Origin of the sequence: Micromonospora sp. NPDC051300 (assembly GCF_044455315.1) — a bacterium.
In the GTDB taxonomy this organism is placed as follows: domain Bacteria; phylum Actinomycetota; class Actinomycetes; order Mycobacteriales; family Micromonosporaceae; genus Micromonospora; species Micromonospora robiginosa.
The window spans coordinates 14838-41707 of the sequence record NZ_JBITEP010000041.1 but is presented as its reverse complement, the minus strand read 5'-3'; the positions used below and the strand labels follow the sequence as shown (position 1 = coordinate 41707).

Genomic DNA, 26870 nt, shown 5'->3' with positions numbered 1-26870 from the left:
CCGCTACGCCAAACGGGCATCCCTCTACCGAGCCAGCCTGGTCCTCGTCGCCGCTGTCATCTGGCTTCCATGATCGACAGGACAGGCCCTAGGCGACCGGCTGCCCGTGCCGGCGGGCCAGCGCGGTCAGGTCCGGCTCGCCGAACCGCTCGACGAGCGCCGTGAACCGGGCGACCTTGTCCGCCCCGAACCGCCCCACCGTGGCGGCGTAGCCGGCCGCCGAGACGAACGTGGGCGGGGCGGTCTTGCTGTGGAACTTGTCGGCGTACATGACCAGGTGTTCCTCGCCGGTGCCCGGCGTGTGGTCGGCCACCGGGAGCGGCAGGCGCTGCCGGAGCACGTCCTCGCGGGTGATCCCCACCCCGGTGTGCCGGGAACAGAACCGGCCGAGCGCGTCGGGCAGGCCGGCGTCGCGCAGCAGCGCGTGCCCCAGCACCCCGTGCCGGACGTAGTTCCGCTGGTCCAACCGCCCGTCGGCGTCGTACAGGCGGTAGACGCCGATGTCGTGCAGCAGGCAGCCGGCCCGCACCAGCGCGCGGTCGAGGCCGGTGTCGTGCCGGTCGAGCAGGTGTTCCGCGATCTCGCAGACGATCCGGCAGTGCGTCCAGACGAGCGCGAACGCCTCCGCCGTCGGCGCGTACCGCTCGTGCAGGGAGCGGATCCGCTCGTCGGTCGGCACCGCCGTCCGGTGGTCGATCGTCACGTCGGCGCCCCTTCCACGGGCGGGGCCCGGCGCCCCCGCGGGGATGCCGGGCCCGACCGGGTCGTTCCGGGGGTCACCAGCTCAGGTAACCCGCCTGGGTCTGCACGTTCAGCTCGGGCACCCGGATGAGCTGGGCCAGCCAGGTGCGCGGGTCACGCAGCTCCAGCACGTCCAGTCCCTTCTGGATGTCGCTGGAGTAGATGTGGCCGTTGTACCAGTAGGCCGACCAGGAGCCGCCGGTGCGCAACTGGGCGGCGTCCAGCGGACCGCGCTCCCAGTAGGCGATCTCCTTGGGCTTGGCCGAGTCGGTGAAGTCCCACACCGAGATGCCGCCCTGGTACCACGCCTGGACCATGATGTCGCGGCCCGGCACCGGGATCAGCGAGCCGTTGTGCGCCACGCAGTTCTCGGTGTCCGCGTTGATCCGCGGGATCTTGTAGTAGCTGCGGAACGCCAGCTTGCGGGCGTCGCCGCGGCCGGTGATGTCGTAGATGGCGTCCGCGCCACGGTCCGGCCCGACCACCTCGTTGCAGGTCGCCGCGCCGCCGCCGCCCAGCTCGTCGGTGAAGACGACCTTGGTGCCGGCGTTGTTGAACGTGGCCGAGTGCCAGAACGCGAAGTTCACCGCGTCGGTGACCCGTTCGATGACCCGCGGCGCCTCCCGGTCCTTGATGTCGAGCAGGATGCCGTCGCCCATGCACGCGCCGGCGGCCAGGTCCTTCGACGGGTACGCGGTGATGTCGTGACAGCCGGTGGTGGCGGACGTCTGGCCCGGGATGCCCGGGTAGCCGCCGTCCGGGAAGAGGTTCGGGGTGGCGACCACCGAGGCGGTGGTGGGGTTCTTCACCGGCACCTTGACGATGGAGATCGAGTCGTGCGGCGGCTGGCAGTCCGGGAACTCGGCGCGCGGGCTGTACGAGGAGACGTACAGGTAGAGGTTGCGCTTGTCCTTGCCGGGCACCAGCGTGTGGGTGTGCGAGCCGCACGCCGTCTCCACCGACTTGATGTAGCGCGGGTTGCGCTTGTCGCGGATGTCGAAGATCTTGATGCCCTCCCAGGACTCCTTGACCGACGCCGGCTGGGCGGTGCTGGCGCAGGAGTCGTCGCTGCGGGAGGAGTCGGTGGACAGGAACAGCAGGTTCCCGCTGACCGAGATGTCGTTCTGCGAGCCGGGGCAGAGCACCTGCGACACGATCGTCGGCCGGCTCGGCCGCGACACGTCGTAGATGACGAATCCCTCGTAGTTGCCGGCGAACGCGTACCGGCCCTGGAAGGCGATGTCGGTGCCGAGGGCGGTCGTGGTGTCGAACGGGGCCTGCTTCGGCAGGTTGGCCACCTGGCGCAGGTTGGGGCTGCTGGAGATCTCGTCGACCCCGGGGACGGCGCTGTCCACGGTGGCCGGCGCGGCCTGGTTGCGGGGGATCTCCTGGGCGCTGCTCGGTGGCGCGGCGATCACGCCGGCGAGCAGCAGGCCGGCGGCGGCGAGGCTGACGGTCCGGGCATGGGACATGTGGATGTTGATCATCGGCAACACCCTTCGAAAGGGGATGATGATTCGGCACACCTTACCGACATGTGACCGTCATCAATGTGACGCCGATCACATCCGGGAACTTTCGTCTATGGATAGGATCGCTGTCACCTCGACCGGAGGGAGGGCCGTGTGACCGGTCGACCGGCACGTGCGTGGCTTCCCGTCACAGTCCTGGCCGCGCTCCTGACGATCGGCGGCCCGGCGCTGGCCGGCTGCGACGACGACCGCCGCCCGGCGGCGGACGAGCCCCGTCCGAGCACCGCCGCCCCGGCCACCCCGAGCCCCACGGGCACCGTCTCGGCGCCGCCGGTGCTCGTCCCCGGCCGCCCCGGCGAGCCGGCGGCCACCCGCCCCGGCGGGCAGGTCCGCGACGCGGCGAAGCCCCGCTACAACGGCCTCGACGTCTGGTACGTCCGGATGATGATCCCGCACCACGAGCAGGCCCTGGAGATGGCGAAGCTCGCTCCCGACCGGGCCGCCGACCCCCGGATACGCGCCGTCGCCGACCGGATCCGGGCCGCCCAGGGGCCGGAGGTCGGTGTGCTGCGTGCCTGGCTCGGCACCCGCGACCTGCCCGCCGAGGTCGCCGGGCACGACCACGCCACCATGCGCGGGATGCAGTCCGCCGAGGCGATGCGACAACTCTCCGACGCGCGCGGCGCGGCGTTCGACAGGCTCTTCGTGCGGATGATGACCGCCCACCACGAGGGCGCCGTGGTGATGTCCAGCGACCTGCTCAAGGTCGGCGTCGACCAGACCCTGCAGGAGTTCGCCACCGGGGTGGCCGTCGAGCAGTCCGCCGAGATCACCCGGATGCGCGCCCTCGTCACCCCCTGACCGGGCCGAGGAGACACCGGTCACCCCCGTACGCTGGGTGACCGTGGACCGCCTGATCCTCGGCCGCCCGCTACGGGGCGTCGCGTTCGACGCCGCCGTCTCCGGGCTGGTCGCCGTCTTCGCCGTGCTCGGCCTCCTGGCCGAGCAGGGCGGCCTGCCGGCGTTCGCGGTCGGCGTGGCGATGGCGGCGGCGCTGTTCTTCCGGCGCACCCACCCGTCCGCGGTCGCGGTCGCGGTGGCCGCGCTGGCACTGCTCCAGGTGATCGTGGGCTGGGGTCCGCTCGGCTACGACATCGGCGTGCTGATCGCGCTCTACAGCGTGGTCAAGTACGCCGCCCGGTCGCGCGACGGCATCCTGGCCGGCATCGGCGCCGCGATCGGCGTGTTGCTCTCCGCGCTCTCCTGGCCCGGTCCGTCGCCCTGGTGGGCCGGCGCGCTCTACTACGGCCTGATCACCGGCGCGGTGTGGCTGGTCGGGCTGAACGTGCGCACCCGCCGCCTCTACGTGCTCAGCCTGGAGGAACGCGCCGCGACGGCGGACCGGGAACGGGAGGCGGAGTCCCGGGCGGCGGTGGCCGAGGAACGCACCCGCATCGCTCGCGAGCTGCACGACGTCGTCGCGCACAGCCTGGCCGTGATGATCGTGCAGGCCGACGGCGTGCGGTTCACGCTCGACCGGGACCCGGCCACCGCGCGGGAGGCGGCCAAGGTGGTGGCGGACACCGGCCGGCAGGCGCTGGAGGAGATGCGGCGGCTGGTCGGGGTGCTCCGGGAGCCCAGCCGGCCGGAACCGGTGGCGGTGGCCGAGGAGCCCGCCGGCGAGCCGGCGCACCGGCGGCCCGCGCTGGTGGAGCTGCCCGCGCTCCTGGACCGGTTCCGGGCCGCCGGGCTGCGCGTCGACCGCGGCGGCGCCGGTGACCCGGTGGCGCTGCCACCCGGTCTGGAGCTGACCGTCTACCGGGTGGCGCAGGAGAGCCTGACCAACGCCCTCAAGCACGCCGGGGTGGGCGCATCGGTCGAGGTGACGCTCGACTGGGGCGCCGACGCCGTCGCGGTCCGGGTCGTCGACGACGGTCGCGGCCGTCCGCTGGTCCGGCCGGCGCCGTCCGGCGGGCACGGCCTGGTCGGCATGCGGGAGCGGGTCGGGGTGTACGACGGCGAGCTGACCGCCGGACCCACGCTGGCCGGCGGCTGGCGGGTCGAGGCGCGCCTGCCGCTGCCCGAGGCGACCGGCACCGAGGAAGGGAGCGCGGCCGCGTGACCGTGCGCGTGATGATCGTCGACGACCAGGCGCTGGTGCGCGCCGGCTTCCGGATGGTGCTCGACTCGCAACCCGACCTCACCGTGGTCGGCGAGGCGATCGACGGCGCGGACGCGCTGCGGGTGCTGGACCGGGTCGAGGCCGACGTGGTGGTGATGGACCTGCGCATGCCCACCATGGACGGGGTGGAGGCGACCCGGCGGATCTGCGCCCGCTCGGCCGGCACGCGACCACGCGTGCTGGTGCTGACCACGTTCGACACCGAGGCCGACGCGTTCGCCGCGCTGCGCGCCGGGGCGAGCGGCTTCCTGCTCAAGAACGTGCCGCCGGAGGAGTTGCTCGCCGCGATCCGGGTGGTCGCCGAGGGCGACTCGGTGGTGGCCCCGTCGATCACCCGGCGGCTGCTCGACCGGTTCGCCGGGCAGCTCGGCCCGACGCCTGCGGAGGACCCGCGGCTGGCCCAGCTCACCGAGCGGGAGCGGGAGGTGCTGCTGCTGGTGGCGCAGGGGCTGTCCAACGCCGAGATCGCCGCCCGGGTGCACGTGGCGGAGGCGACCGTGAAGACCCACGTCGGGCGGATCCTGGCCAAGCTCCAGCTCCGCGACCGGGTCCAGGCCGTGGTGCTGGCGTACGAGAGCGGGCTGGTCACCCCCGGCGACTGAGCCGGCGTACGCCGCAGGTCGTACGGGTCCGCCCGGTCGGGGACGACCGGGGGAGTACCGAGGTCGAGCGCGCAGGTGGAGATCGCCGGCCGGGCGCCGGCCATAGCGTCGGAAGGGTCCCCAGACCGCCTCCGACGGGAGTTCCACAGTGTCCGCAACCCCGACCACTGGCGTCGCCCTGGCCGCCCGTGACCTGCGCCGGGAGTACGGCGTCGGGCAGTCCCGCGTCGTCGCCCTCGACGGCGTCGACCTCGACCTGGCCGCCGCCCGGTTCACCGCCGTCATGGGCCCGTCCGGCTCCGGCAAGTCCACCCTGCTGCACTGCCTCGCCGGCCTCGACCGGCCGTCCGCCGGCACCGTGCGCGTCGGCGAGGCGGACCTGGCCGGGCTGGACGACCGCCGGCTCACCCGGCTGCGCCGGGACCGGATCGGCTTCGTCTTCCAGAAGTTCAACCTGCTGCCCACGCTGACCGCGGGAGAGAACATCGTCCTCCCGCTGAGCCTCGCCGGCCGGCGGCCCGACCCGGCCTGGCTGCGGCAGGTGGTGGCCGCGGTCGGGCTGACCGACCGACTCGGGCACCGCCCGGCCGAGCTGAGCGGCGGCCAGCAGCAACGGGTCGCGGTGGCCCGGGCGCTCGTCACCCGCCCCTGGGTGGTCTTCGCCGACGAGCCGACGGGCAACCTCGACTCCCGGGCCGGGGCGGAGGTGCTGCGGCTGCTCCGCGAGGCGGTGGACACCCTGGGTCGGACCGTCGTCATGGTCACCCACGATCCGGCGGCCGCCGCGTACGCCGACCGGGTGGTCTTCCTGGCCGACGGCCGGCTGGTCGACGAGCTGCACCGGCCGACCGCCGGCGCGGTCCGCGACGCGCTCGCCCGGCTCCACCCGGCCACGGCCGGAGCGCGGCGGTGACCGGGATGCTGCGCCTGACCCTGCGCCAGGTCCGCGCCGACGGCCTGCGCCTGCTGCTCTCCTCGCTGGCGATCGTGCTCGGCGTCGCGTTCGTCGCCGGCACCCTGATGTTCACCGACGGCATGCGGGCCGGCGCGTACCAACGGGCCGGCGCGTTCGACAGGCACACCGACCTGGCCGCGTACGCCGGCGCCACGCCCCTGCCGCCGGCGCTCGTCGACCGGGTGCGCGCGCTCGACGGGGTGGCCGCCGCCGCGGGGGAGCTGACCGGCACCGCAGGCGTGGTCGGCGCCGACGGCCGTCCGGTGCTCGGGTACGCGGTCCTCGCCGCGATCCCCACCGAGCCGGCCCTGCAGTCCTACGACGTGGTCGCCGGCCGGCTGCCGCAGCGCCCGGGCGAGGTGGTGCTGGACGAGCGGACCGTCGCCGAGCAGCGCTTCGCCGTCGGCGGCCCGGTGTCGGTAGGCGGCGCCGCCGGCGCGGCCCGGTCGTACACGCTTGTGGGCGCCGTCGACGTGGCCGGCAGCGTCCGCGACGTCGGCGGCCCGTTCATCGGCCTGACCGGCGCGGACGCCCTCGCCGTCGGCGGCGGGCGCGGCTACGGGCGGATCATGGTGGCCACGCGGCCCGGCGTGGACGTGACGGCGCTCGCCGAGCGGGTGCGGGCCGCGGCGGAGCCGGGCGTCACGGTGCGGGACCGGGCCGCGATCCTCGACGCGGCGGTCACCGACGCGGTGCGCGACCTGCGCCAGTTCGAGTTGATGCTGGGCACGTTCGCCGCTGTCGCGGTGGTGGTGGCCGGCTTCGTCATCGCCAACACCTTCGCGATCGTGCTGGCCCAGCGGTCCCGGCGCACCGCGCTGCTGCGGCTGGTCGGGGCGACCCGTGGGCAGGTCCACCGGGCCACGCTTGTCGAGGCGGCGCTGACCGGCCTGGCCGCCTCCGCGATCGGCGTGCTGGTGGGGACGGCGCTGGCCGCCGCGCTCGGCGCGCTGCTGGGCGGCGTCGGGGCGCCGGCCGGCGGCGGGGTGACGGTGACCCTCCGGACCGTGCTGCTCTCGCTGGCGCTGGGCACGGCGCTCACCGTGGGCGCCGCCGCGCTCCCGGCGTGGCAGGGCACCCGGATCGCGCCGGTGGCGGCGTTGACCGACGCGGCGACGCGTCCCGCCCGCCCGGCCGGGCGGGTCCGGCTCGTGGTCGGCGCGCTGGCCCTCGCCGCCGGGGTGGCGTCGTTGTGGGGCGCCGGCGCCACCGGCCAGGTGCCGCTGGTGGCGGCCGGCGGGCTGCTCGCCTTCGGTGGGGTGGTGGCGTTCGGCCCGGTGCTGGTGCCGGCACTGGTCCGGGTGCTCGGCGTGCCGGCCCGCGCGCTGTTCGGCGCCCCGGCCGCGCTGGCGGTGGCGAACGCGGTACGCAACCCGCGCCGGGTCGCGGCCACCGCCACGGCCATGGTGATCGGGATCGGGCTGGTCTCCTCGTTCGTGGTCGGCGCGGGCAGCGTCAAGGCCGGCATCGAGCGGGCGGTGGACGCCCGGGTCGGAGTGGACTTCCTGGTCACCGGCATCGGCGGGGACCTGCCCGCGCCGCTCGCCGCGGAGTTGGCCGCCCGACCCGAGCTGGGCGTGGTGCACGAGCAGCGCAGGCGGGTGACCGACGGCGTCGAGGTGCGGGCCGCGCACCCGGCGTTGGTCCGCCGCACCCTGTCCGGGGTGGACGCCGGCGACCCGGGCGCGCTGGGGCCGGGCGCGGTGCTGGTGCACCGCGAGCTGGCCGCCGCCCGGGGCTGGGCCGTGGACGACACGGTGACCGTCGCCGGCCGGCCGTTCCGGGTCGCCGCCGTGGTGGCCGACGACCGGCCGGTCCCGGGCGGCGGCCGGGTCCGGCGAGGGTTCGTGGTGGAGATGGCGGACGCGGACTTCGGCCGCCTCTTTCCCGCCGAGCGCGGCTACCTGGCCGAGGTGGACCCGGCCGACGGGGTGGGCGCGGACGCCGCCCGGGTCGCGGTCGAGTCGGTGATCGCGCGCTATCCCACGGTCAACCTGATGGACCAGGCCGCCTACAAGAGGATGCTCACCGGCACCGTCGACATGGTGCTGGGCTTCGTCACGGCGCTGCTCGGCCTGGCCGTGGTCATCTCGCTGGTGGGCGTCGCCAACACGCTCAGCCTGTCGGTGGTGGAACGCACCCGGGAGAACGCGGTGCTGCGTGCGGTCGGCCTGAGCCGGGCCGGGATGCGCGCGACGCTGGCGGTCGAGGCCGTGCTCACCGCGCTCGTCGGCACCCTGATCGGCGTCGCGCTGGGCATCGGGGTCGCGGCCGGGGCGATGGCGGTGGTGGCCCGCGTCGGCGGTGAGTTCACGCTGGTGCTGCCCTGGGGGCGGCTCGGCCTGATCGTCGCGGTGGCGGGGCTCGCCGCGCTGCTCGCCTCGGTCCTGCCGGCGCGGCGCGCGCTGGCCCGGCCGGTGGTGGCGTCGCTCGGCGCGGACTGAGCCCGCCCCGGCCCGGTCCCGCCTCGCGCGGGTCCGGGCCGGATTCGGTCAGGGCAGGGTGACCGGCTGGCCGCCGGTGTCGCCGCCGCCCCCGTCGCCGCCGGCCGGGGCCGTCGTGGTCGTGGTGGTCTCGGTCGGCGCAGTGGTCTCGACCGGGGGCGCGGTGGTCGTCGGCGCGGTGCTCGGCGCGGTCGGCGCCGTCGACGGAACCCGGGACGGGCTCGGCTGCACCGATCCGCTCGGCGAGGTGCTCGGCGACACCGAGGTCGAGGCCGAGGGTCGGCCGCTCGACCCGGCCGGCCGCCAGTTGTTGTCGTCGACGCTTGCCGGCGGCTCGCCGGTGACCGCGGTGTCGGCGACCGAGTTGCTCGGCGCCACCGCCGGCCTGGTGGAGTCGATCTGGGTGGCCGGGGCCTCGGCGTCCTTGGCCGCGGCGAGCATCGCGCCCAGCGCGGTCATCGCCACCAGCACCGCGCCCAGCGCGCCGACGAGCGCGCCGCGTCGACCCCGGCGGCGGGGGGCCGGGGCGGCGGCCGCCGACCGCACCACCGGCTGGTCGCCGCGGGTGGGCGCCGGAGCGGCCGCGCCGCGCAGCGCCGCCGGCACCGTGGCGGTGGGTGAGACGGTCCGCGCGGCCCGGGCGGCGTCGGCCATCGCGGCGGCGCTCGGGTAGCGGTCGGCCGGGTCCTTGGCCAGGGCCCGGGCCACCAGCTCACGGACCGGGGCGGGGATCTCCGCCGGCAGCTCCGGCGGCTCGTCGTCGAGGTGACGCACGGCGACCTGGAGCGGGTTGTCGCCGGTGAACGGCGGGCTGCCGGTCAGGCAGCAGTAGGCGACCGCGCCGAGCGCGTAGACGTCGGTGGCGCCCGAGACCGGCCGGCCGGCGGCCTGCTCGGGCGCCATGTAGAGGGCGGTGCCGGGCACCGCGTTCGTGCTGGTGATGCTGGTGACGTTCGTCGAGCGGGCGACCCCGAAGTCGACCAGGACCACGGTGCCGTCGTCCTGCACGAGCAGGTTGCTCGGCTTCACGTCGCGGTGGACGATGCCCCGGCCGTGCGCGCCGTGCAGCGCCTGCGCCACCTGGGCCACGATCGACATGGTCTCGGCGACCTCGAGCTGGCCGGCGTCCTCGATCCGCCGGGACAGCGGCTCCCCGTCGACGAACTCCATGACCAGGTAGTCGGCGCGGCTGCCGTCGGGCAGCTCGTCCTCGCCGCAGTCGAAGACCTGGACCACGCCGGGGTGACGCAGCGAGGCCATGATCCGTGCTTCGGAACGGAACCGGGCGATGAAGTCGGGGTCGTTCACCAGCGCCGGCAGGAGCACCTTCACCGCCACCTGACGGCCGAGCACCAGGTCCTTGGCACGCCAGACGTCGCCCATGCCGCCGGTGGCGACACGGTCATCCAGGCGGTACCGACCGCTGAGTACGACGTCGGAGGAGAGCATCCCCATACCGTACCCACAGCGGTCCGGAAGTATTTCCGGCGATCTCTCCGGTCACGCTCGGCGAGCGGTTGCGGACCGCTCCGCCGAACGGCGGAGGGTGAGGCGGCCGGTGGGCTGACCGTAACCGACCGGGTACGATGGGCCAGAAAATGCCGGCGTGCCGACGGGTGTCCGCTTCGCCGGCAGGAATCCGCCCCCGTTGTGACGGGGTGCAGCGCCCGCGTGGTGTCCTTCGTTACACCGACACGCCGAGAGCGCGGGTAGACATTTCTCTCGCTTTTCCGCCGGTCCGGGCCCCGTGGGCAGGCTGTTCACCCCGCGCCGGACGGCCGGGCTCCCGGTCGTCCGACGACGCCGGTACGGTATGTCCCGCCCCGGCCGTACCGGCGGCGATGTCCAGTGGCGCGCCGGTCCGTGAGGCCGGCGCCGATCAGCTCGACGGGGGGCCGTGATGCGGATGGCGGTGTGGTCTCCCGCGTCGGCGAACCGGCGGCCCGCGCCCCAGGCCCACCCCGGGCGGCGACCGTGACCGGAGAGCTGAACGAGGCGGTCGCCGCGGCGCAGGCCGGTGACGAGGAGGCGTTCCGCTTCCTCTACCGCAGCCTGCAACCGGCCCTGCTGCGCTACCTGACCGCGCTGGTCGGTGGCGACGCCGAGGACGTGGCCTCGGAGACCTGGCTGCAGATCTCCCGGGACCTGCCGTCGTTCACCGGTGGCGAGTTTCGGGCCTGGTCGGTCACCATCGCCCGGAACCGGGCCATGGACCACCTGCGCCGGCAACGACGGCGGCCGGTGGTCCCGGTGCCCGTGCAGGCCCTCACCGACCTGGCCGCGGACAGCGACACCGCCGACCATGCCGGTGAGGCCATCGGCACCGAGAGCGCACTGGCGCTGATCCGCACGCTGCCGCCGGCCGAGGCCGAGGCGGTGATGCTGCGGGCCGTCATCGGCCTCGACGCGGAGACCGCCGGGCGGGTGCTGGGCCGCCGGGCCGGCGCGGTACGCACCGCCGCGCACCGCGGGCTGCGCCGGCTGGCGGCGATGCTGGAGCGCACCGCGGAGGGCGCGCCGGAGCAGGCGGGCGCGCTCCCGCCGGAGACCCGCGATGCCGCACCGCCCCGGCCCCGCACCGACCGCCCGGCGCCGCACGCGCCCGAGGCCGAGCCGGCGGAGGGCTGACGTGAGGGGAAACGGCATGAACTCTCCCGGGCCCGCCGACCGGGCCGAATCCGACCGGCGCCTGGACGCCGCGCGCGCCACGACGCCTGCCGACGCGGACGCGCTGACCCGGCTGCTCGCCGCCGCGGCGGCGCCGCCCACCGGGCGCGAACTCGACGGTGAGGAGCGGGCGCTCGCCGCGTTCCGGGCCGCCCGCGCCGCCCCCGCGACCACCGCCCCGGCGTCCGCGCGTCGCCCGCGCCGCCGCCTGCGACTCGCCGCCGCGTTCTCCGGCCTCGCCGCCACCGCGGTCGCCGGGGTGGCGTTCGCCGCCGTGCGGCTGGACCGGAGCCCGGAGCCGGTGGTCCCGCCGGTGTCCACCACCGCCGGCACCGGCCCGACCGGCGCCGGGCCGTCGCGCCCGGCGCCCAGCGGCCCGGCCGGCGAGGCGAGCGCCGCGGTGCCGTCGCCCACCCCGCCGTCGACCGCCCCGTCGCCCTCGGCCACGCCGACCGGCGGATCCACCACCCCGCCGGTCGAGGGCAAGCTCGCCGGCCAGTGCCGCGCCTACCTGGCCAAGCCGGAGCGGCAGCGGGCCAAGGCCCTGACCAAGCCGGGCTTCGCCGACCTGGTAGCCGCCGCCGGGGGCGCCGACCGGGTGGAGAGCTACTGCCGGGGGAGCGAACCGACGCCGGCGGCGCCGATCCCGCCCGACCCCAAGTCGAAGAAGTCGCCGGGCGACGAGGCGCGCAAGCCCGGCCCCGGCGACGAGGACGACGACTGAGCGGTCCGGCACGCCCGGATTTCGGACAAAAATTCATCTCACCGGGCGCGCGATTTCCGTCTGCTAGACAGAGGATGGGGGGACGCGCGGACCCGCGCCGTCCCACCGGGTCCCGGGCGACGCCGTGGTCGCCCGTCTCCGCGAGAGGAGCCGTCACGTGGTGATGTCGCCGGAGCTGGACCGCGCCAGCGTCCTCGGGGACGAGGCGGCGGCCCGCGGGCACCTGGCCCGCATCTGCTTCAAGACCGGTCCGCCCACCCTCACCGGCGTCGAACTGGAATGGACCGTGCACGACGCCGCGGACCCGACCCGCCCGGTCGGCCGCGAGCGACTGTGCGAGGCGCTGGGCCGGCACCGCCCGGTCACCCTCGACCCCACCAGCCCGGCCGACGAGCTCCGGCACGGCGGCGCCGTGACCGTGGAGCCCGGCGGGCAGGTGGAGATCTCCGCCCCGCCCCGACCGTCCGTCGGCGCGCTCGTCCGCGCCACCGAGGCCGACGTCGACGAGCTGCGCGCCCTGCTGGACGCCACCGGCCTCGTGCTGGGTGGCACCGGGATGGATCCCTGGCGCGCACCCGAACCGGTCGTCGACACCGCCCGCTACCGCGCCATGCGCCGGGTCTTCGACAGGCGCGGTCCGGCCGGGCGGGCCATGATGTACAGCACCGCCGGGCTCCAGGTCTGCCTGGACGCCGGCGAGCCGGACCGGCTGGCACAACGGTGGGCCGCCGCGCACGCCGTCGGGCCACCACTGCTTGCCGCGTTCGCCACCGCCGACCGGCACGCGGGCCGGGCCACCGGCTGGGCGTCCGCCCGGATGGCCACCTGGCTGGCGATCGACCCGGCCCGCACCCGCCCGGTCTGGTCACCGGCCGCCGCCGACGAGGACCCGGTGACCGCCTGGACCGGCTACGTGCTCGCCGCGCCGCTGCTCTGCGTACGCGGCGACGGCCCCGACTGGACGCCGCCGGAGGGCGTGACGTTCGCCGACTGGCTGGCCGGGGCGTTGCCCCACCCGCCCACCACCGACGATCTGGACTATCACGTCAGCACGCTCTTCCCGCCGGTCCGCCCGCGCGGCTACCTGGAGCTGCGCTACCTGGACGCCCAGCCGGGCAGGGAGTGGACCGTACCGCTGGCGGTGTTGGCCGCGCTCTTCGCCGACCCGTCGACCACCCGCGACGCGCTCGCCGTCGCCGCTCCGGTCGCCGACCGCTGGCAGGCGGCCGCCCGGCGCGGGCTGGCCGAGCGTCCGCTGGCGAGCGCCGCGTCGGCCCTGCTCGACCTGGCGCTCGCCGCCCTGCCCGAGCTGGACCTGCCGGCCGGGACCCACGACCAGATCCACCGAGCGATCCGGCGGCGCCGCGCCGCCGCGGAGAGGGGACACCGGTGACCACCACCGAGCAGCCGGGTACGGACGCCGAGCGGCTCCGCGCCCGGATCGCGGCGGAACTGGCGCGCACCCGCGCCCGCACCGCGTCACTGACCGACGCGGTCGACGACGCCGACCTGGTCCGGCAGCACTCCACCCTGATGTCGCCGCTGGTCTGGGACCTGGCGCACGTCGGCAACCAGGAGGAGCTGTGGCTGGTGCGCGACGTCGGCGGGCGGGCGCCGGTGCGCCGCGACATCGACGACCTCTACGACGCGTTCAAGCAGCCCCGCAAGGACCGGCCGGCGCTGCCGCTGCTGCCCCCGGCCGAGGCGCGCGCCTACGTCCACACGGTGCGCGACAAGGTGTACGACCTGCTGGACGGCATCCGCTTCACCGAGCGCCGGCTGGTCCACGACGGCTTCGCGTTCGGCATGATCGTGCAGCACGAGCAGCAGCACGACGAGACCATGCTCGCCACCCACCAGTTGCGCGCCGGTGAGCCGGTGCTGGCCGCCCCGCCGCCGCCCGAGCCCGCCGCGACCGTCGGCGGCGAGGTGCGGGTGCCCGCCGGGCCGTTCACCATGGGCACCTCCACCGACCCCTGGGCGCTGGACAACGAACGCCCGGCGCACACCGTGGACCTGCCCGCCTACCTCATCGACGCGGCGCCGGTGACCAACGGCGACTACCGCGCCTTCATCGCCGACGGCGGCTACGAGCGGTCGGGGCTGTGGAGCGAGGCCGGTTGGCGGCACCGGGTCGAGGCGGGGCTGTCCGCGCCGCTGCACTGGCGGCGCGACGGCGACGGCTGGGCGTACCGGCGGTTCGGCCGCTGGTCGCCGGTGCGCGACGACGAGCCGGTGGTGCACGTCTGCTGGTACGAGGCGCAGGCGTACGCGACCTGGGCCGGCAAGCGGCTGCCCACCGAGGCGGAGTGGGAGAAGGCGGCCCGCTGGGACCCGGAGACCGGCCGGTCCCGCCGCTACCCGTGGGGCGACCAGGACCCGACCGACGCGCACGCCAACCTGGGGCAGCGTCACCTGTGCCCGGCGCCGGTGGGCGCGTATCCGGCCGGCGCCTCGCCGCTGGGCGTGCACCAGTTGATCGGCGACGTGTGGGAGTGGACCGCCGACACGTTCCGAGGGCATCCGGGCTTCACCGCGTTCCCCTACCGGGAGTATTCGGAGGTCTTCTTCGGCGACGACCACCGGGTGCTGCGCGGCGGCTCGTTCGGCACCGACCGTTCGGCCTGCCGGGGCACGTTCCGCAACTGGGACTACCCGATCCGGCGGCAGATCTTCAGCGGCTTCCGCTGCGCCCGCGACGCCGGGGAGTGAACCGGCCCGATGTGTCGTCACCTCGCCTACCTCGGTCCACCGGTCACCCTGCGGAGCCTGCTGCACGACCCTCCGTACGGGCTGCTGCGCCAGTCCTGGGCGCCGCGCGACATGCGTGGTGGCGGCACCATCAACGCCGACGGTTTCGGCGTCGGCTGGTATCCCGACGGCGGGGACCCGGTCCGCTACCGGCGGGCCCAGCCGATGTGGAGCGACACCACGCTGCCCGAGCTGGCCGCCGTCACGTCCGCCCCGGCGGTGCTGGCGGCCGTGCGTTCGGCGACGGTGGGCATGCCCCTGCACGAGACCGCCGCCGCGCCGTTCGCCGAGGGGCGCTGGCTGTTCAGCCACAACGGCGTGGTCCGGGGCTGGCCGGACAGCCTGGCACCGCTCGCCGCCGAGCTGCCGGTCCGCGACCTGCTCACCCTGGAGGTGCCGACCGACTCGGCGGTGCTCTGGGCGCTGGTCCGGCACCGGCTGCGAGCCGGGGAGACGCCCGGCGAGGCGGTGGCCGGCACGGTCGCGCGGGTCGCCGCCGCCGCGCCCGGCTCACGGTTGAACCTGCTGCTCACCGACGGTTCAACGGTGGCGGCGAGCGTGGCCGGGCACGCGCTGTCGGTGCGGCGCGGCCCCGGTTCGGTGGTGCTGGCCTCCGAGCCGTACGACGACGACACCGCCTGGCAGCCGGTGCCGGACGGGCGGCTGGTGCTGGCTACCGCCGCCGGGCTGGACGTCCGCGAGCTGACCACCGCCTGACCCATCCGACCCATCCGCACAGCAGAGAGGACAGTCGATGAGCGCGGAGCCGCTGGAGATCCACCTGGAGGAGCAGGACCTGGACCGGGCGCTGCGGGAGGACGTACGGGTCGGGTTGACCGCGTCGCCGAAGTGGTTGCCGCCGAAGTGGTTCTACGACGCCCGGGGCAGCGAGCTGTTCGAGGAGATCACCAGGCTGCCGGAGTACTACCCGACCCGGGCCGAGCGGGCGGTGCTGGCCGCGCACGCCGACGACGTGGCGGCGACGACCGGGGCGAAGACGCTGATCGAGCTGGGGTCCGGCTCGTCGGAGAAGACCCGGCTGCTGCTGGACGCGTTCACCCGCCACGGCGACCTGGGCACGTTCGTGCCGCTGGACGTCTCGGTCAGCGCGCTGCGCTCCTCGACCGCCCAGATCGCCGCCGCGTACCCGGGCCTGCGGGTGCGGGGCATCGTGGGTGACTTCACCCGTCACCTGGACCGGCTGCCCACCGGCGGCCGGCGGCTGGTGGCGTTCCTCGGCGGCACGATCGGCAACCTGTTGCCGGCGGAGCGGGCCGGGTTCCTCGCCGCCACGCGCGCGGCCCTGGAGGCCGGCGACTGGCTGCTGGTCGGCACCGACCTGGTGAAGGACCCGGGTGTGGTCGTGCCCGCCTACGACGACGCGGCCGGGGTGACCGCCGAGTTCAACCGCAACGTGCTGCGGGTGGTCAACCGGGAGCTGGGCGCGGACTTCGACGTGGACGCCTTCCGGCACGTGGCGGTCTGGGACCCGGAGCGGGAGTGGATCGAGATGCGGCTGCGCGCGGAGCGTCCGGCCCGGGTGCGGGTGGCGGCGCTGGACCTGGACGTGGCGTTCGCGGCCGGGGAGGAGCTGCGGACCGAGGTCTCGGCGAAGTTCCGGCCGGCCGGGATCGCCGACGAGCTGGCCGCGGCGGGGTTCGCCCGCGAGGCGTTCTGGACCGACCCGGACGGCCTGTTCGGGGTGAGCCTGGCCCGCGCCGAGTGAGGCCGGGTGGCCCCGGACACACCCGGCGGGCGGGTCCGGCGGTGATCGGCTAGGCTGGTCGGCGCGAAGGGGAGTAGCCCCCAATGTCGTGGTCGACACACTGGTGCGTTCCGCATCCGGCCACGCGGCCCCGGTCCCCGGGGCGGGCGAGACCTTCGACTCAGGCTGTCGCAGCCGGGTCGAGGGCGCCCCTGTCTCTCCTCCCGGCTTGATCGGGAAGGTTCACATGGAGGGTTTCCTCGTCGCGCTGGTGATCAGCTTCGGCGTCATCTTCGTCGCCGAGCTGGGGGACAAGTCCCAGCTCATGGCCCTGACGTTCGCCACGCGTTTCCGCCCCCTGCCGGTGCTCATCGGCATCACCATCGCCACCGCGATCGTCCACCTGGCCTCGGTGGCCATCGGTGTCGGTCTCAACGCGGCCCTGCCCACGGGCTGGATCTCACTGATCGCCGGTCTGGCGTTCCTCGGCTTCGGCGCCTGGACGTTGCGGGGCGACAAGTTGACCGAGGAGGAGAAGCGCAAGGCCGAACGCAGCACCAAGTCCGCGATCGTCGCGGTCGGCGTCGCGTTCTTCCTGGCCGAGCTGGGCGACAAGACCATGCTCGCGACCATCACGCTGGCCACCAAGTACGGCTGGTTCGGCACCTGGCTCGGCTCGACGCTGGGCATGGTCGCGGCCGACGCGCTGGCGATCCTGGTGGGTCGGATGCTGGGGCGGCACCTGCCGGAGCGGGCGATCCGCTACGGCGCGGCAGTGCTGTTCGCCATCTGCGGCCTCTGGCTGATCTTCGAGGCGATCTCCGAGTTGACCTGAGCGTCGGCGATGATCGGGCGCGCTCGGTGTGGGTAAGGGACCTGGTGGTGGCGTCGTGACGCCGCCACCAGGATTCGGACGACCGGGAGGTTCCGCGCATGAGCAGGCACGACGAGCCCAACGAGTACGGCTTCGCCGGGGGCGCCACGGCGCCGGAGCCGCCGGCCGGCGGCCGCGCGGACGAGCAGGACCGCGCCGAGCAGGTCGCGGTGCCCGGTGACGACTTCACCGAGCCGTTCGCCGACGCGCTGGAGGAGACCGAGGACGAGCGCGCCGAGCGCCGCCGCTGACCGCCGGGCGCCGGCCGCCGCCCCCGACCGGGGACGGCGGCCGGCGCCCGTCCGTCTCAGGCCCGCCGCTCCTGGTAGACGTCCGGGATGCCGTCGCCGTCGTCGTCGCGGCTCTCCCGTTCGCTGATCCGTCGGTGGACCCGGTTGCGGCGCAGCAGCACCACCGCGGCCAGGGCGGCGGAGATCAGCGAGCCGGCCAGCACCGCCGCCTTGACCCGCTCGTCCTCCGGGCTGCCCGGGCCGAACGCCAGCTCGCCGATGAGCAGGGACACCGTGAAGCCGATACCGGCCAGCAGCGCCAGCCCCAGCAGGTCCGCCCAGGTGATCTCCTCGTCCAGCTCGGCGCGGGTGAACCGGGCGAGCAGGAACGTCGAGCCGAACACCCCGATCACCTTGCCGAGCACCAGGCCGCCGGCCACCCCGAGCACCACCGGGTCGCGTACCACCGCGCCCAGGTCGACGTCGACGAGCGAGACGCCGGCGGCGAAGAACGCGAAGATCGGCACGGCGAGGCCGGCGGAGATCGGCCGCCAGCGGTGTTCCAGCCGCTCGGCCAACCCGGGCTCGCCGGCGCGTCCGGCGAGCACCGGCACGGTGAAGCCGAGCAGCACCCCGGCCACGGTGGCGTGCACGCCGGAGGCGTGCACCAGCACCCAGGCGCCCACCGCGAGCGGGATGAGCGCCCACCACCAGGTGCGTCGCCGCTGCACCAGGAACGCGAACCCGGCGATCGGCAGCAGCGCGCCGAGCAGCGGCAGGGGGTGGAAGTCGGCGGTGTAGAACACCGCGATGACGGTGATCGCCAGCAGGTCGTCGACCACCGCGAGGGTGAGCAGGAACGCGCGCAGGCCCTGCGGCAGGTGCGAGCCGATCACGGCGAGCACGGCGAGGGCGAAGGCGATGTCGGTGGCGGTGGGGATCGCCCAGCCGCGCATCCCGGCGTCGCCGGCGCTCGCGGTCACCGCCAGGTAGACCAGCGCCGGCACCACCATGCCGCCGACGGCGGCCACCACCGGCAGCGCGGCCCGCCGGGGGTCGCGCAGGTCACCGGCGACGAACTCGCGCTTGAGTTCCAGCCCGACCACGAAGAAGAAGATCGCCAGCAGCCCGTCGGCGGCCCAGGCGCCGAGGTTGAGGTCGAGATGCAGCGCGGCGCCGCCGGGCCACGGCACCCAGTCGCCCACCGCCGCGTACGCCGCGCGCCACGGCGAGTTGGCCCAGACCAGGGCGAGAACCGCGCCGAGGAGCAGCAGCCCGCCGCCCACGGTCTCGGTGCGCAGCACGTCGGCCAGAAAGCGGGCCTCCGGCCAGGACCGCCGGGACAGCAGGCGGGAGCGGGGAGGATCGTGAGGCACGGGGTGTCCGTTCGGGAGAGGGGTCGGCTGATCGCATCGCCGACCAGGCTTCCCGGCACACCGTGGTCAACCCTACCGTCGCCGCCGGCCGGACGGCGAGTCGAACCGGTGCGGGCGCCACCTCCGCGCGCCCGCACCGCTCACGTGGCTCAGCGCTGCCCGGGCAGCGCCGGCGCGACCGCGCCGACCGTCTCGCAGAACGCCGCCAGCCGTTTGACCAGCTCGTCCGGGTCGGCGTACGGGTCCAGCCCGCGCACCTCGTCCGGGTCGAGCGGGGGCACCGGCACGTAGGAGATGAGCGGGTGCAGCGGGCGGGTGTCCGACTCGTCGGCGCCGAAGAGGTGCTCGTGCAGCTTCTCGCCGGGCCGCAGCCCGGTGTAGACGATGTCGACCGGGTGGTCCGCCTCGGCGGCCAGCCGGCGTGCCACGTCGGCGATGCGTACCGGCTCGCCCATGTCGAGCACCAGCGCCTCGCCGCCGCGGCCGATCGTGGCGGCCTGCAGGACCAGGTGCACCGCCTCCTGCACGGTCATGAAGTAGCGGGTCACGTCGGGGTGGGTGACGGTGATCGGCAGGCCGGCGCGGATCTGCGCCTGGAACGCGGTGAGCACCGAACCGCGGCTGCTGAGCACGTTGCCGAACCGGACGCTCAGGTAGGCGCCGCCGAGGTGCCCGGCCTGGTGGGCGGTGAGCCGCTCGGTGATCCGCTTGGAGTAGCCGAGGACGCTCGTCGGGTTGGCCGCCTTGTCGGTGGAGATGTTCACGAACTGGGCGACGTCCCGGCAGGCCGCCAACACGTTGAGGGTGCCCCAGATGTTGGTCATGATCGCCTCGCCGGGGTGGCGCTGGAGCATGGTGAGGTGCTTCAGCGCGGCGGCGTGGAAGACCACGTCGGGCTGCCGGTCGGCGACCACCCGGGCGATGCCCTCGGCGTCGCGGATGTCGGCCAGGATCAGTTCGGGGCCGTCCAGCAGTGCCCGGCCGTGCAGGGACATCTGCAGCGCGTGCAGCGCGGACTCGTCCCGGTCGAGCATCATCAGCTCGTCCGGCTCACACCTGGCGATCTGCCGGCACAGCTCGGAGCCGATCGAGCCGCCGGCGCCGGTGACCAGCACCCGGCGACCGGCCAGCCCGCCACGCTCGACGGTCAGCTCGGCGACCCGCTGGGCCCGGCCGAGCAGGTCGGTGATCTGCAGGTCGCGGACGTCGGTGGCGGCGACCGGCCGGTCGAGCAGTTCCCGCACCGGGGGCAGGACCTTGAACGCCGCGCCGGCCTCCAGCGTGCGGGTGCGCACGTCGCGCAGCAGGCCCGCGTCGGCGCAGCTCATCGAGAAGATGACGGTACGGGCCTGGGTGGCCCGGACGACGGCGCCGACCTGGTCCCGGCCGCCGAGCACGCGTAGCCCCTCCAGCCGGAGTCCCCGGCTGTCCGGGGCGTCGTCGAGCAGGCCGACCGGCCGGTAGTTGCTCTCCGGGTCGTGCAGGAGCACCCGGACCAGCCGTTCGCTTGCCGCGTCCACGCCGTAGACCAGGCACCGCTCGGCGTGCGGGGTGGCCGGGTGGCGCCGGTCGGCGTGGGCGCGCCAGAGCCCGCGGCCGGTCGCCATCAGCACCAGCGCGACCGCGCCGCCGACCAGTGGGGTGGTCGCCGGGACGGGGCGGTCGGCCCAGGGCAGCACGCCGACGAGCGTGACCAGGACGGCGATTCCGACGGCGCCGGCCAGGCCGCGGGCGTCACCGGCGCTGCCGATCGGGTAGCGGCCGTAGACCCGGGTCCGCACGAACGTGAGGAGCGTGTAGAGCGCGGCGCAGGCGAGCGCGACGCCGAGCACCCGGGCGCCCCGGGCGGCGGTCAACTCGAACTCGTAGCGGGTCCAGGCGGCGCCGAGAAATCCTCCGCACCACGCGGCCGTGTCCAGCGTTAACAGGGAGAGGGTGGCGGCGCGGTGGGTGATCCGGCGGCGGGGTCGCACGACGTCTTCGGCGGCGGTGGCTTCACGGTCCATGGTTGCCCTCGTCAGTCTCTCCGGAATCGGCGGATTCACATCTTCCGTGCACGTCTGTTCGTTTACATTCGTCTGGTCACCTAACGTGGCGAATAGGCGATTCGATCCTGGCACGGCGACTTGGGCTTTTAGGGGGCATTCGTGCAGTTTCATCGGCAGACCGGCGTGTCGCGAGGGGGAGAGTGATGGACGTTCTCGGCTACCTGCGCCTGGTCCGACGCCACTGGTGGATCGTGCTGGTGACGGTGATGCTCGCCGTGGGCGTCGCGGCCCTGGTGACGGTCCGCACGGCGCCCCGCTACCAGGCCTCGGTGACGTTCTTCGTCACCACCCCCAGCCAGGGGGTCACCGACGCCTACCAGGGCAGCCTCTTCCTCCAGCAGCGGGTCAAGTCCTACGGCGACCTGCTCACCAGCGACCGGCTCGCGCAGAGCGTGGTCGCGGACGCGCCGCTCGGCCTCACCGCCGACCAGGTCCGCAGCCGGATCACCACCGCCACGACGGTCGGCACGGTGCTGCTCAAGGCCACCCTGACCGACACCGACCAGACCCGGGCGCTGAAGACCACCGAGGTGCTCTCCGCCAAGTTCATCGAGCTGGTCCGCAAGGTGGAGACGCCCCCGGACGGCAAGGCGCCGCCCATCAAGATCGAACTGGTCAGCGGCCCCCGGGTCACCTCCAACCCGGTCTCGCCGCAGCCGGTGCGCAATCTGGTCGTCGGCGGCCTGCTCGGCCTGCTGGCCGGCGTCGGCCTGTCCGTGCTGCGCGGCCTGGCCGACGTGCGGATGCGCGACGCGGTGGCGCTGCAACGGGTGACCGGCAGCCCGCTGCTCGGCGAGATCCCGTTCGAGTCCGGGGCGAAGGCGGCCCCGCTGATCGTCGGCGACGCGGCCACCTCGGCCCGCGCCGAGGCGGTTCGCAAGCTGCGCACCAACCTGCGTTTCGTGGACGTGCACGAACCGGCCCGGGTCATCGCGGTCACCAGCGCCCTGCAGGGCGAGGGGAAGACCACCATGGCCTGCAACACCGCCATCGCGCTGGCCGAGGCGGGGTGGCGGGTGCTGCTCATCGACGCCGACCTGCGACGCCCCAAGGCGGCGGACTACCTCGGCCTCGACGGCGGTGTCGGGCTCACCGACGTGCTCGTCGGCGACGTGCAGGTGGGCGACGTGGTGCAGCGCTGGGGCGAGAAGTCGCTGCTCGTGCTGCCCAGCGGCGCCACCCCGCCGAACCCGAGCGAACTGCTCGGTTCCAAGGCGATGGCGGACCTGCTGGTGGCGCTGCGCGAGTCGGCGGACATCGTCATCATCGACACCGCGCCGCTGCTGGCGGTCACCGACGGCGTGGTGGTGGCCGTGCAGGCCGACGGCGCGCTGCTGGTGACCCAGCAGGGACGGACCTCGCGCGGTCAGGTGGCCGCGGCGGCCCGGGCGCTCAGCTCGGTCTCGGTGCGACTGCTCGGCTGCGTGCTCAACATGGCCAAGGTGGGCAAGGCGGACTCCTACCAGTACGAGACGTACAAGGTGGTGGTGCCGCCGGCCCCGGGCGCGGTGCCCGCGGACCGGGCCGAGGCGTCCCGGCGCGACGCGCAGGCTCCCACCGGGGACCGGACGCAGGAACTCACGCGGCTGTCGCGATGAGCGTGAGCACGGATCGGATCGACCGCTCGATCTCCTCGGCACACCGGCGGAAGTCGGCCGGGGAGCCGCCGATCGGGTCCCACAGGTCGTCCGCGCCGGGGGCGGCGGGTTGCATCCGCCCCCGGGCGCGGACGGCCGCGCCCAGCGCCGCGCGCAGCGGCGTCCCGCCGTCCGCGGCGGTCGGTGTGGCCGCCGCGGCGAGCCGGGCGAACTGGTGCAGCGTGAACGCGCGGCCCAGCGCGGCCGGCGCCAGCGCGGTGCAGACGGAGCGCTGCCGCCGGGTCGCGGTCAGCACGAGCGTGGCCGCGGTCAGGTGCTCCGGCCGCAGCCGGCGGGTGCGGAAGGCGGCGGCGTCCGCGCCGGCCACCTCGACCGCGTACGGGTGCATGGGGGCGCCGTCGACCGCGTCGGTGCCGGCGCTGGTCGCCACCACCGGCAGGTCGGCCAGCAGCCGGCGGGCGAGGAACTCGGCCATCGGTGACCGGCACATGTTGGCCTGGCAGACGAAAAGCACCCTGTCGAGCATCTGCACCCCTCTGGTCGGCGCGGTGGCGCCGGGTGGTGCCGCGACGGCGGACGTCCGCCGGTCGCGGCCGGTGGCAGAGGGGATGCCGGCATCGTACGCGGCGCCGGCCCGCGCGGTCCGTCCGGCCGCGCCGGGAGGCCGGCGATGAGGATCGGCATCCTGTCGTACCACTTCCCGCCGGAGCCGGCGTTCATCCCGGGCAGCCTGGCCGAGGAGTTGGCCGCCCGGGGCCACGAGGTGCGGGTGCTCACCGGCTTCCCGGACTACCCCGGCGGGCAGGTCTATCCGGGCTGGCGTCAGCGGTGGCGACACCAGACGCGCAGCGACCGGCTGACCGTCCGTCGGGTGCCCCGCTACACCGGCGGCGGCTCGGCCCGGGGCGCCACCTGGCTCTCCTTCGCCGGCAGCGCCGCGCTGGCGGGCCGCCGCTACCTCCGCGACCTCGACGCGCTCTACGTCTTCCAGCGCCCGGCGGTGACCCTGGCCGCCACCTCCCTGCTCCGGCTGCTCGGTCGGGTGCCGACCGTGCTGCACGTGCAGGACGTCTGGACCGGGGAGGACCCGGCCCGGCCGGCGGAGTCACGCCGGTGGGCGGGCCGGCTGGAGGCCGGTCTGCGCCGGTTGTACCGGGAGGCGGGCGTGGTCGTGGTGGGCGCACCCTCCATGCGCGAGCTGGTGCTGGCCGGCGGCGCCGAGCCGGACCGGGTGCGCACGGTGCTGAACTGGACCGACGAGCGCCTGTTCCGACCGGCCGAGCCCGGTCCGGCCGCGCGTCGGCTGGTCCGCCGGGACGACCGCTGCGTGGTGATGCACGCCGGCACGATCGGCGTACGGCAGGGTCTGGAGACCGCGGTCCGGGCGGCGGCCGCCCTGGGCGACCGGATGGACCTGGTCCTGGTCGGGTCCGGCAGCGAGGAGCGGCGGGTACGCGGGCTGGCCGCCGAGCTGGGCGCCGACAACGTCCGGTTCGTCGAGCGGTGCTCGCCGGCGGACATGCCGCAGCTCTACGCGGCCGCCGACTACCAACTGGTCATGCAGCGCGACCTGCCGGAGCTGCGTGGCGCGGTGCCCGGCAAGCTGCCGGCCGCGCTCTCCTGCGCCGCGCCGGTGGTCGCCTCGGCCGGTGGTGACACCGCGGAGCTGGTGGAGCAGGCCCGGGCCGGGCTGTCCTGCCCGCCCGAGGACTGGGCCGCCCTGGCCGACCGGTTCTGGCTGGCCGCGGCGATCCCGCGGGACGCCCGGCGCGACATGGGCCGGCGGGGCCGGGACGCCTACCTGGGACGGATGTCGCTGCGCGCCGGCGTCGACCGGATCGAGGACTGCCTGCGGGCGGTGACGTCAGATCGGATGAAAAACCTGAGAAACGGCTGAAAGCCGCGATCGGCGCAGTCATGATGTTAGCCGGAAAATGAACGGTAGATTGTGCTACAAACCAGGCTTATGTCCGATTAGCGAAGAGGGAGAGTGGTGTGACGCAACGCGATGCTCCGCATCGTCGGCACCGACGCTCGCGGCGCCGCCGTCGAGCCCGCGTCCGCCGGGTCCTGCTCGTCGGACTGGTCGTCGTCTCGGTGCTGCTGACCGCCGGCGGCTGGGTCACGCTGCGGGGCTGGCAGGCCCGCTCCCACCTGGTGAACGCCGCGGGGCTCGCCAAGGACCTGAGCGCCCAGGTGCTGGACGGCGACATCGAGCGGGCTCGGCGGACGCTCTCCGCGTTGCAGCAGCAGGCGACCGCCGCCCGCGGGGCGACCGGGGACCCGGTCTGGTGGCTCGGCCAGCGGACCCCGTACGCCGGGGACGACCTGACGGCGGTCCGCCAGATCTCGGTGGCCGTCGACGACCTGGCCCGGCTGGCCTTTCCCACCCTGCTCCGGGTCGACCTCGCCTCCCTGGTGCCGACGCAGGGGCGGCTCGACGTGAACCGCCTGCGCGAGGTCTCGGCCGAGGTGTCCCGGGCCGACCAGGCGGTCCGGCGCAGTTCCGAGCGGTTGCGGGCGGTACCGACCGGCGGCCTGGTGGCCCAGGTGCGGGACGCGGTCACCGCCCTGCGGGCGGAGCTGGACCAGCTCGGCGACCTCACCTCGGCCGCCGACCGTGGCGCCCGGCTGTTGCCGCCACTGCTCGGGGCCGACGGCCCGCGCAGCTACCTGCTCGTCTCGCAGAACCCGGCCGAGTTGCGCGCCACCGGTGGCATGTTCGGCGCGTACGCCGTGCTGCGCGCGGACGACGGCCGGATCCGGCTGGCCGGGCAGGGCAACTCCAGCCAACTGCCGCTGTTCGACCCCCCGCTCAAGGTCGATCCGGAGGCGCGTCGACTCTGGTCCGACCTGCCGGGGATGTATCCCGCGGACGTCAACCTGAGCCCGGACTTCCCGACCGCGGCGGCGCTCTACCGGGAGATGGTCCGCCGACGCACCGGCACCAGCGTGGACGGTGTGCTGGCGGTGGACCCGGTGGTGCTGTCCTACCTGCTCGGCGTGATCGGCCCGGTCACCGTGAAGGACGGGCCCGCGCTGACCGGCGCCACCGCGGTGCGCACGCTGCTCAGCGACTCCTACCGGGACTTGGACGCGGACGCGCAGGACACGTTCTTCGCCCGGGCGGCCGCGGGCGTGTTCACCGCGCTGTTCACCAAAACGGTGGACGCGAAGGCGCTTCTGACCGTTATCAGGCGCTCAATACAGGAACGTCGGATATTGTTCTGGAGTGTCCGATCTGACGAGCAGCGCGCGCTGGCCGGCACCCGGCTGGCCGGGCAGCTCCCGGAGCAGGACACCGTGCCCACGGTCGGCGTGTTCCTCAACGACGGCAGCGGCGCGAAGCTCGGCTACTACCTCAGGTTCTCAGCCACCCTGACGGTCGGCGCATGCCAGCCGGACGGGCGCCGGGAACTGCGGCTGCGGGTCACGGTGCGCTCCACCGCCCCGCGGTCGGGCCTCACCGAGTCGGTCACGGGCCTGGCCCTGTCCGGCGACAAGTACACCGCGCGCACCTTCGTCTCGGTGCACACACCGAGCGGAGGCGCTGTCCTCGCCGGCCGACTGGACGGGCGGGACACCGCGATGGGCGGCGGAACCGACCGCCGCCGCCAGGTGGCGGTGGCGAACGTCGAGGTCGCCCCGGGGCAGACCCGGACCCTCGACGTCACGCTGCTCACCGGCCAGAACGGCGCGGGCACGGCCGACCTGGTGCTCACACCCACCGTCACCCCGTGGACCACCCAGATAGTCACCGCACCCAGATGTGAACAGTAGGAGGGAAACCATCATGCGGCTATCCCGCATCATCATGGCGCTCACGGTGGGCCTGGCCGTCGCGGCCGCGCCGACCGCGGCCGGGGCGGCGCAGCCGCAGCCACCGGTCTACCCGCCGCCGGTCGTCTCGCTGACGCTCGACGACCCGACCATCGTCCTCGGTGAGACCTTCACCCTGCGGGGCCGCGGCTTCGGACCCAACGAGACGGTGTCGATCGACGTCACCATCTCCGGACTCCCGGCCGCCGCTCCGGCGGAGGGGACCGCGCGGCGCAGCGACGGCAGCACGGTGGCGATGGCGGCCGTGGCGTACACGCCGAACCGGGCCGCGCCGCAGCCGGCGCCGACCCACTTCACGGTGCAGGCGGACGCCAGCGGCAACTTCACCGTCACCTACCGCCCGACCCGCCCCGGTCGCTACACGTTCACCGCCACCGGTGAGACGACCGGCCGGACCGCGAGCACGACCGGCACCGTACTCCCGGTGCGAGGCACCCAGTCGCCGCGCCCGCCGCACCACGGCGGACACCTGCCCGTCACGGGCGGCAGCATCGGCACGCCGCTGAAGCTCGGCGGCGGCCTGGCCGGCGCCGGCGCGGTGCTGCTCCTGGCCTCGCTGGCCTGGCGCCGCCGTCGCCTCGGCTGACCTGAGGCGCACGCCGGGGTGACCCGGTATGTCGTGAGTGCCCGCCGGACCTCGTCCGGCGGGCACTCACGCGTC

At 75.0% G+C, this 26870-nt stretch carries 23 protein-coding genes; 17 read left to right on the top strand and 6 right to left on the bottom strand.

Annotated elements, in window-relative coordinates; translation table 11 throughout:
• Nucleotides 1-88: 88 nt before the first annotated feature.
• Both ACIA5A_RS28735 and ACIA5A_RS28730 read right to left on the bottom strand, forming a co-directional pair.
• Nucleotides 89-703, bottom strand: a complete 615-nt coding sequence (locus ACIA5A_RS28735) for an HDIG domain-containing metalloprotein (RefSeq protein ID WP_396767557.1) — start codon at nt 701-703, stop codon at nt 89-91.
• A gap of 73 nt (nt 704-776) precedes the next feature.
• Nucleotides 777-2213: an LVIVD repeat-containing protein gene (locus ACIA5A_RS28730; protein WP_396767559.1), complete on the bottom strand. Its 1437-nt coding sequence runs from the start codon at nt 2211-2213 to the stop codon at nt 777-779.
• Nucleotides 2214-2420: 207 nt separating this feature from the next.
• On the opposite strand from ACIA5A_RS28730, the gene ACIA5A_RS28725 reads away from it, so the two are divergent.
• The 5 genes from ACIA5A_RS28725 to ACIA5A_RS28705 all read left to right on the top strand — a co-directional run bounded on the left by ACIA5A_RS28725 (nt 2421) and on the right by ACIA5A_RS28705 (nt 8396).
• Entirely contained in the window at nt 2421-3074 is a 654-nt protein-coding gene (locus ACIA5A_RS28725) for a DUF305 domain-containing protein (RefSeq protein WP_396767558.1), read from the top strand.
• Nucleotides 3075-3111: 37 nt separating this feature from the next.
• Nucleotides 3112-4335, top strand: coding sequence for a sensor histidine kinase (locus tag ACIA5A_RS28720; protein ID WP_396767556.1), 1224 nt, complete (start codon nt 3112-3114; stop codon nt 4333-4335).
• Complete coding sequence (locus tag ACIA5A_RS28715; RefSeq protein ID WP_396767555.1) at nt 4332-4997, top strand: response regulator; 666 nt, start codon at nt 4332-4334, stop codon at nt 4995-4997. The genes ACIA5A_RS28720 and ACIA5A_RS28715 overlap by 4 nt, the downstream gene beginning before the upstream one ends.
• A gap of 148 nt (nt 4998-5145) precedes the next feature.
• Nucleotides 5146-5910 (top strand): ABC transporter ATP-binding protein, encoded by a 765-nt coding sequence (locus ACIA5A_RS28710; protein ID WP_396767554.1) that lies wholly within the window; start codon nt 5146-5148, stop codon nt 5908-5910.
• Nucleotides 5911-5915: 5 nt separating this feature from the next.
• Complete coding sequence (locus ACIA5A_RS28705; RefSeq protein ID WP_396767553.1) at nt 5916-8396, top strand: ABC transporter permease; 2481 nt, start codon at nt 5916-5918, stop codon at nt 8394-8396.
• Nucleotides 8397-8444: 48 nt separating this feature from the next.
• On the opposite strand, the gene ACIA5A_RS28700 is transcribed toward ACIA5A_RS28705, so the two are convergent.
• On the bottom strand, nt 8445-9845 hold the full coding sequence (locus ACIA5A_RS28700) for a serine/threonine-protein kinase (RefSeq protein ID WP_396767552.1): 1401 nt from the start codon (nt 9843-9845) through the stop codon (nt 8445-8447).
• A gap of 525 nt (nt 9846-10370) precedes the next feature.
• Between ACIA5A_RS28700 and ACIA5A_RS28695 the strand changes: the two genes are divergently transcribed.
• The 8 genes from ACIA5A_RS28695 to ACIA5A_RS28660 all read left to right on the top strand — a co-directional run bounded on the left by ACIA5A_RS28695 (nt 10371) and on the right by ACIA5A_RS28660 (nt 17368).
• Nucleotides 10371-11024, top strand: a complete 654-nt coding sequence (locus ACIA5A_RS28695; protein WP_396767551.1) for an RNA polymerase sigma factor — start codon at nt 10371-10373, stop codon at nt 11022-11024.
• A gap of 16 nt (nt 11025-11040) precedes the next feature.
• The gene (locus ACIA5A_RS28690) at nt 11041-11787 is read left to right on the top strand and encodes a hypothetical protein (protein WP_396767550.1); all 747 of its coding nucleotides are present in this window, start codon (nt 11041-11043) and stop codon (nt 11785-11787) included.
• A gap of 157 nt (nt 11788-11944) precedes the next feature.
• The gene (gene egtA / locus ACIA5A_RS28685) at nt 11945-13180 is read left to right on the top strand and encodes an ergothioneine biosynthesis glutamate--cysteine ligase EgtA (RefSeq protein WP_396767549.1); all 1236 of its coding nucleotides are present in this window, start codon (nt 11945-11947) and stop codon (nt 13178-13180) included.
• On the top strand, nt 13177-14499 hold the full coding sequence (egtB, locus tag ACIA5A_RS28680) for an ergothioneine biosynthesis protein EgtB (protein ID WP_396767548.1): 1323 nt from the start codon (nt 13177-13179) through the stop codon (nt 14497-14499). Before egtA ends, egtB begins: the two co-directional genes overlap by 4 nt.
• Nucleotides 14500-14508: 9 nt before the next feature.
• On the top strand, nt 14509-15255 hold the full coding sequence (gene egtC / locus ACIA5A_RS28675) for an ergothioneine biosynthesis protein EgtC (RefSeq protein WP_396767547.1): 747 nt from the start codon (nt 14509-14511) through the stop codon (nt 15253-15255).
• 37 nt (nt 15256-15292) lie between these two features.
• Entirely contained in the window at nt 15293-16264 is a 972-nt protein-coding gene (gene egtD / locus ACIA5A_RS28670; RefSeq protein ID WP_396767546.1) for an L-histidine N(alpha)-methyltransferase, read from the top strand.
• 226 nt (nt 16265-16490) lie between these two features.
• Complete coding sequence (locus tag ACIA5A_RS28665) at nt 16491-17078, top strand: TMEM165/GDT1 family protein (protein ID WP_396767545.1); 588 nt, start codon at nt 16491-16493, stop codon at nt 17076-17078.
• A 98-nt stretch (nt 17079-17176) separates the two neighbouring features.
• Nucleotides 17177-17368 (top strand): hypothetical protein, encoded by a 192-nt coding sequence (locus ACIA5A_RS28660; protein ID WP_396767544.1) that lies wholly within the window; start codon nt 17177-17179, stop codon nt 17366-17368.
• A gap of 56 nt (nt 17369-17424) precedes the next feature.
• Here ACIA5A_RS28660 and nhaA read toward each other — a convergent pair whose 3' ends face one another.
• Nucleotides 17425-18723, bottom strand: a complete 1299-nt coding sequence (gene nhaA / locus ACIA5A_RS28655; protein ID WP_396767543.1) for a Na+/H+ antiporter NhaA — start codon at nt 18721-18723, stop codon at nt 17425-17427.
• A gap of 149 nt (nt 18724-18872) precedes the next feature.
• Nucleotides 18873-20729 (bottom strand): polysaccharide biosynthesis protein, encoded by a 1857-nt coding sequence (locus tag ACIA5A_RS28650; RefSeq protein WP_396767542.1) that lies wholly within the window; start codon nt 20727-20729, stop codon nt 18873-18875.
• Between the two features lie 185 nt (nt 20730-20914).
• Here ACIA5A_RS28650 and ACIA5A_RS28645 point away from each other — a divergent pair, with 185 nt between their 5' ends.
• On the top strand, nt 20915-22369 hold the full coding sequence (locus ACIA5A_RS28645) for a polysaccharide biosynthesis tyrosine autokinase (RefSeq protein WP_396767541.1): 1455 nt from the start codon (nt 20915-20917) through the stop codon (nt 22367-22369).
• Here the strand turns inward: ACIA5A_RS28645 and ACIA5A_RS28640 are convergent.
• Nucleotides 22350-22895, bottom strand: coding sequence for a low molecular weight phosphatase family protein (locus tag ACIA5A_RS28640; protein WP_396767540.1), 546 nt, complete (start codon nt 22893-22895; stop codon nt 22350-22352). The genes ACIA5A_RS28645 and ACIA5A_RS28640 overlap by 20 nt on opposite strands.
• A 144-nt stretch (nt 22896-23039) precedes the next feature.
• Here ACIA5A_RS28640 and ACIA5A_RS28635 point away from each other — a divergent pair, with 144 nt between their 5' ends.
• The 3 genes from ACIA5A_RS28635 to ACIA5A_RS28625 all read left to right on the top strand — a co-directional run bounded on the left by ACIA5A_RS28635 (nt 23040) and on the right by ACIA5A_RS28625 (nt 26795).
• Nucleotides 23040-24266, top strand: coding sequence for a glycosyltransferase family 4 protein (locus ACIA5A_RS28635; RefSeq protein WP_396767539.1), 1227 nt, complete (start codon nt 23040-23042; stop codon nt 24264-24266).
• 98 nt (nt 24267-24364) lie between these two features.
• Complete coding sequence (locus ACIA5A_RS28630) at nt 24365-26149, top strand: DUF4012 domain-containing protein (RefSeq protein WP_396767538.1); 1785 nt, start codon at nt 24365-24367, stop codon at nt 26147-26149.
• Nucleotides 26150-26162: 13 nt separating this feature from the next.
• A complete protein-coding gene (locus tag ACIA5A_RS28625; RefSeq protein WP_396767537.1) occupies nt 26163-26795 on the top strand; it encodes a hypothetical protein in 633 nt (210 codons plus the stop codon).
• Nucleotides 26796-26870: the final 75 nt, after the last annotated feature.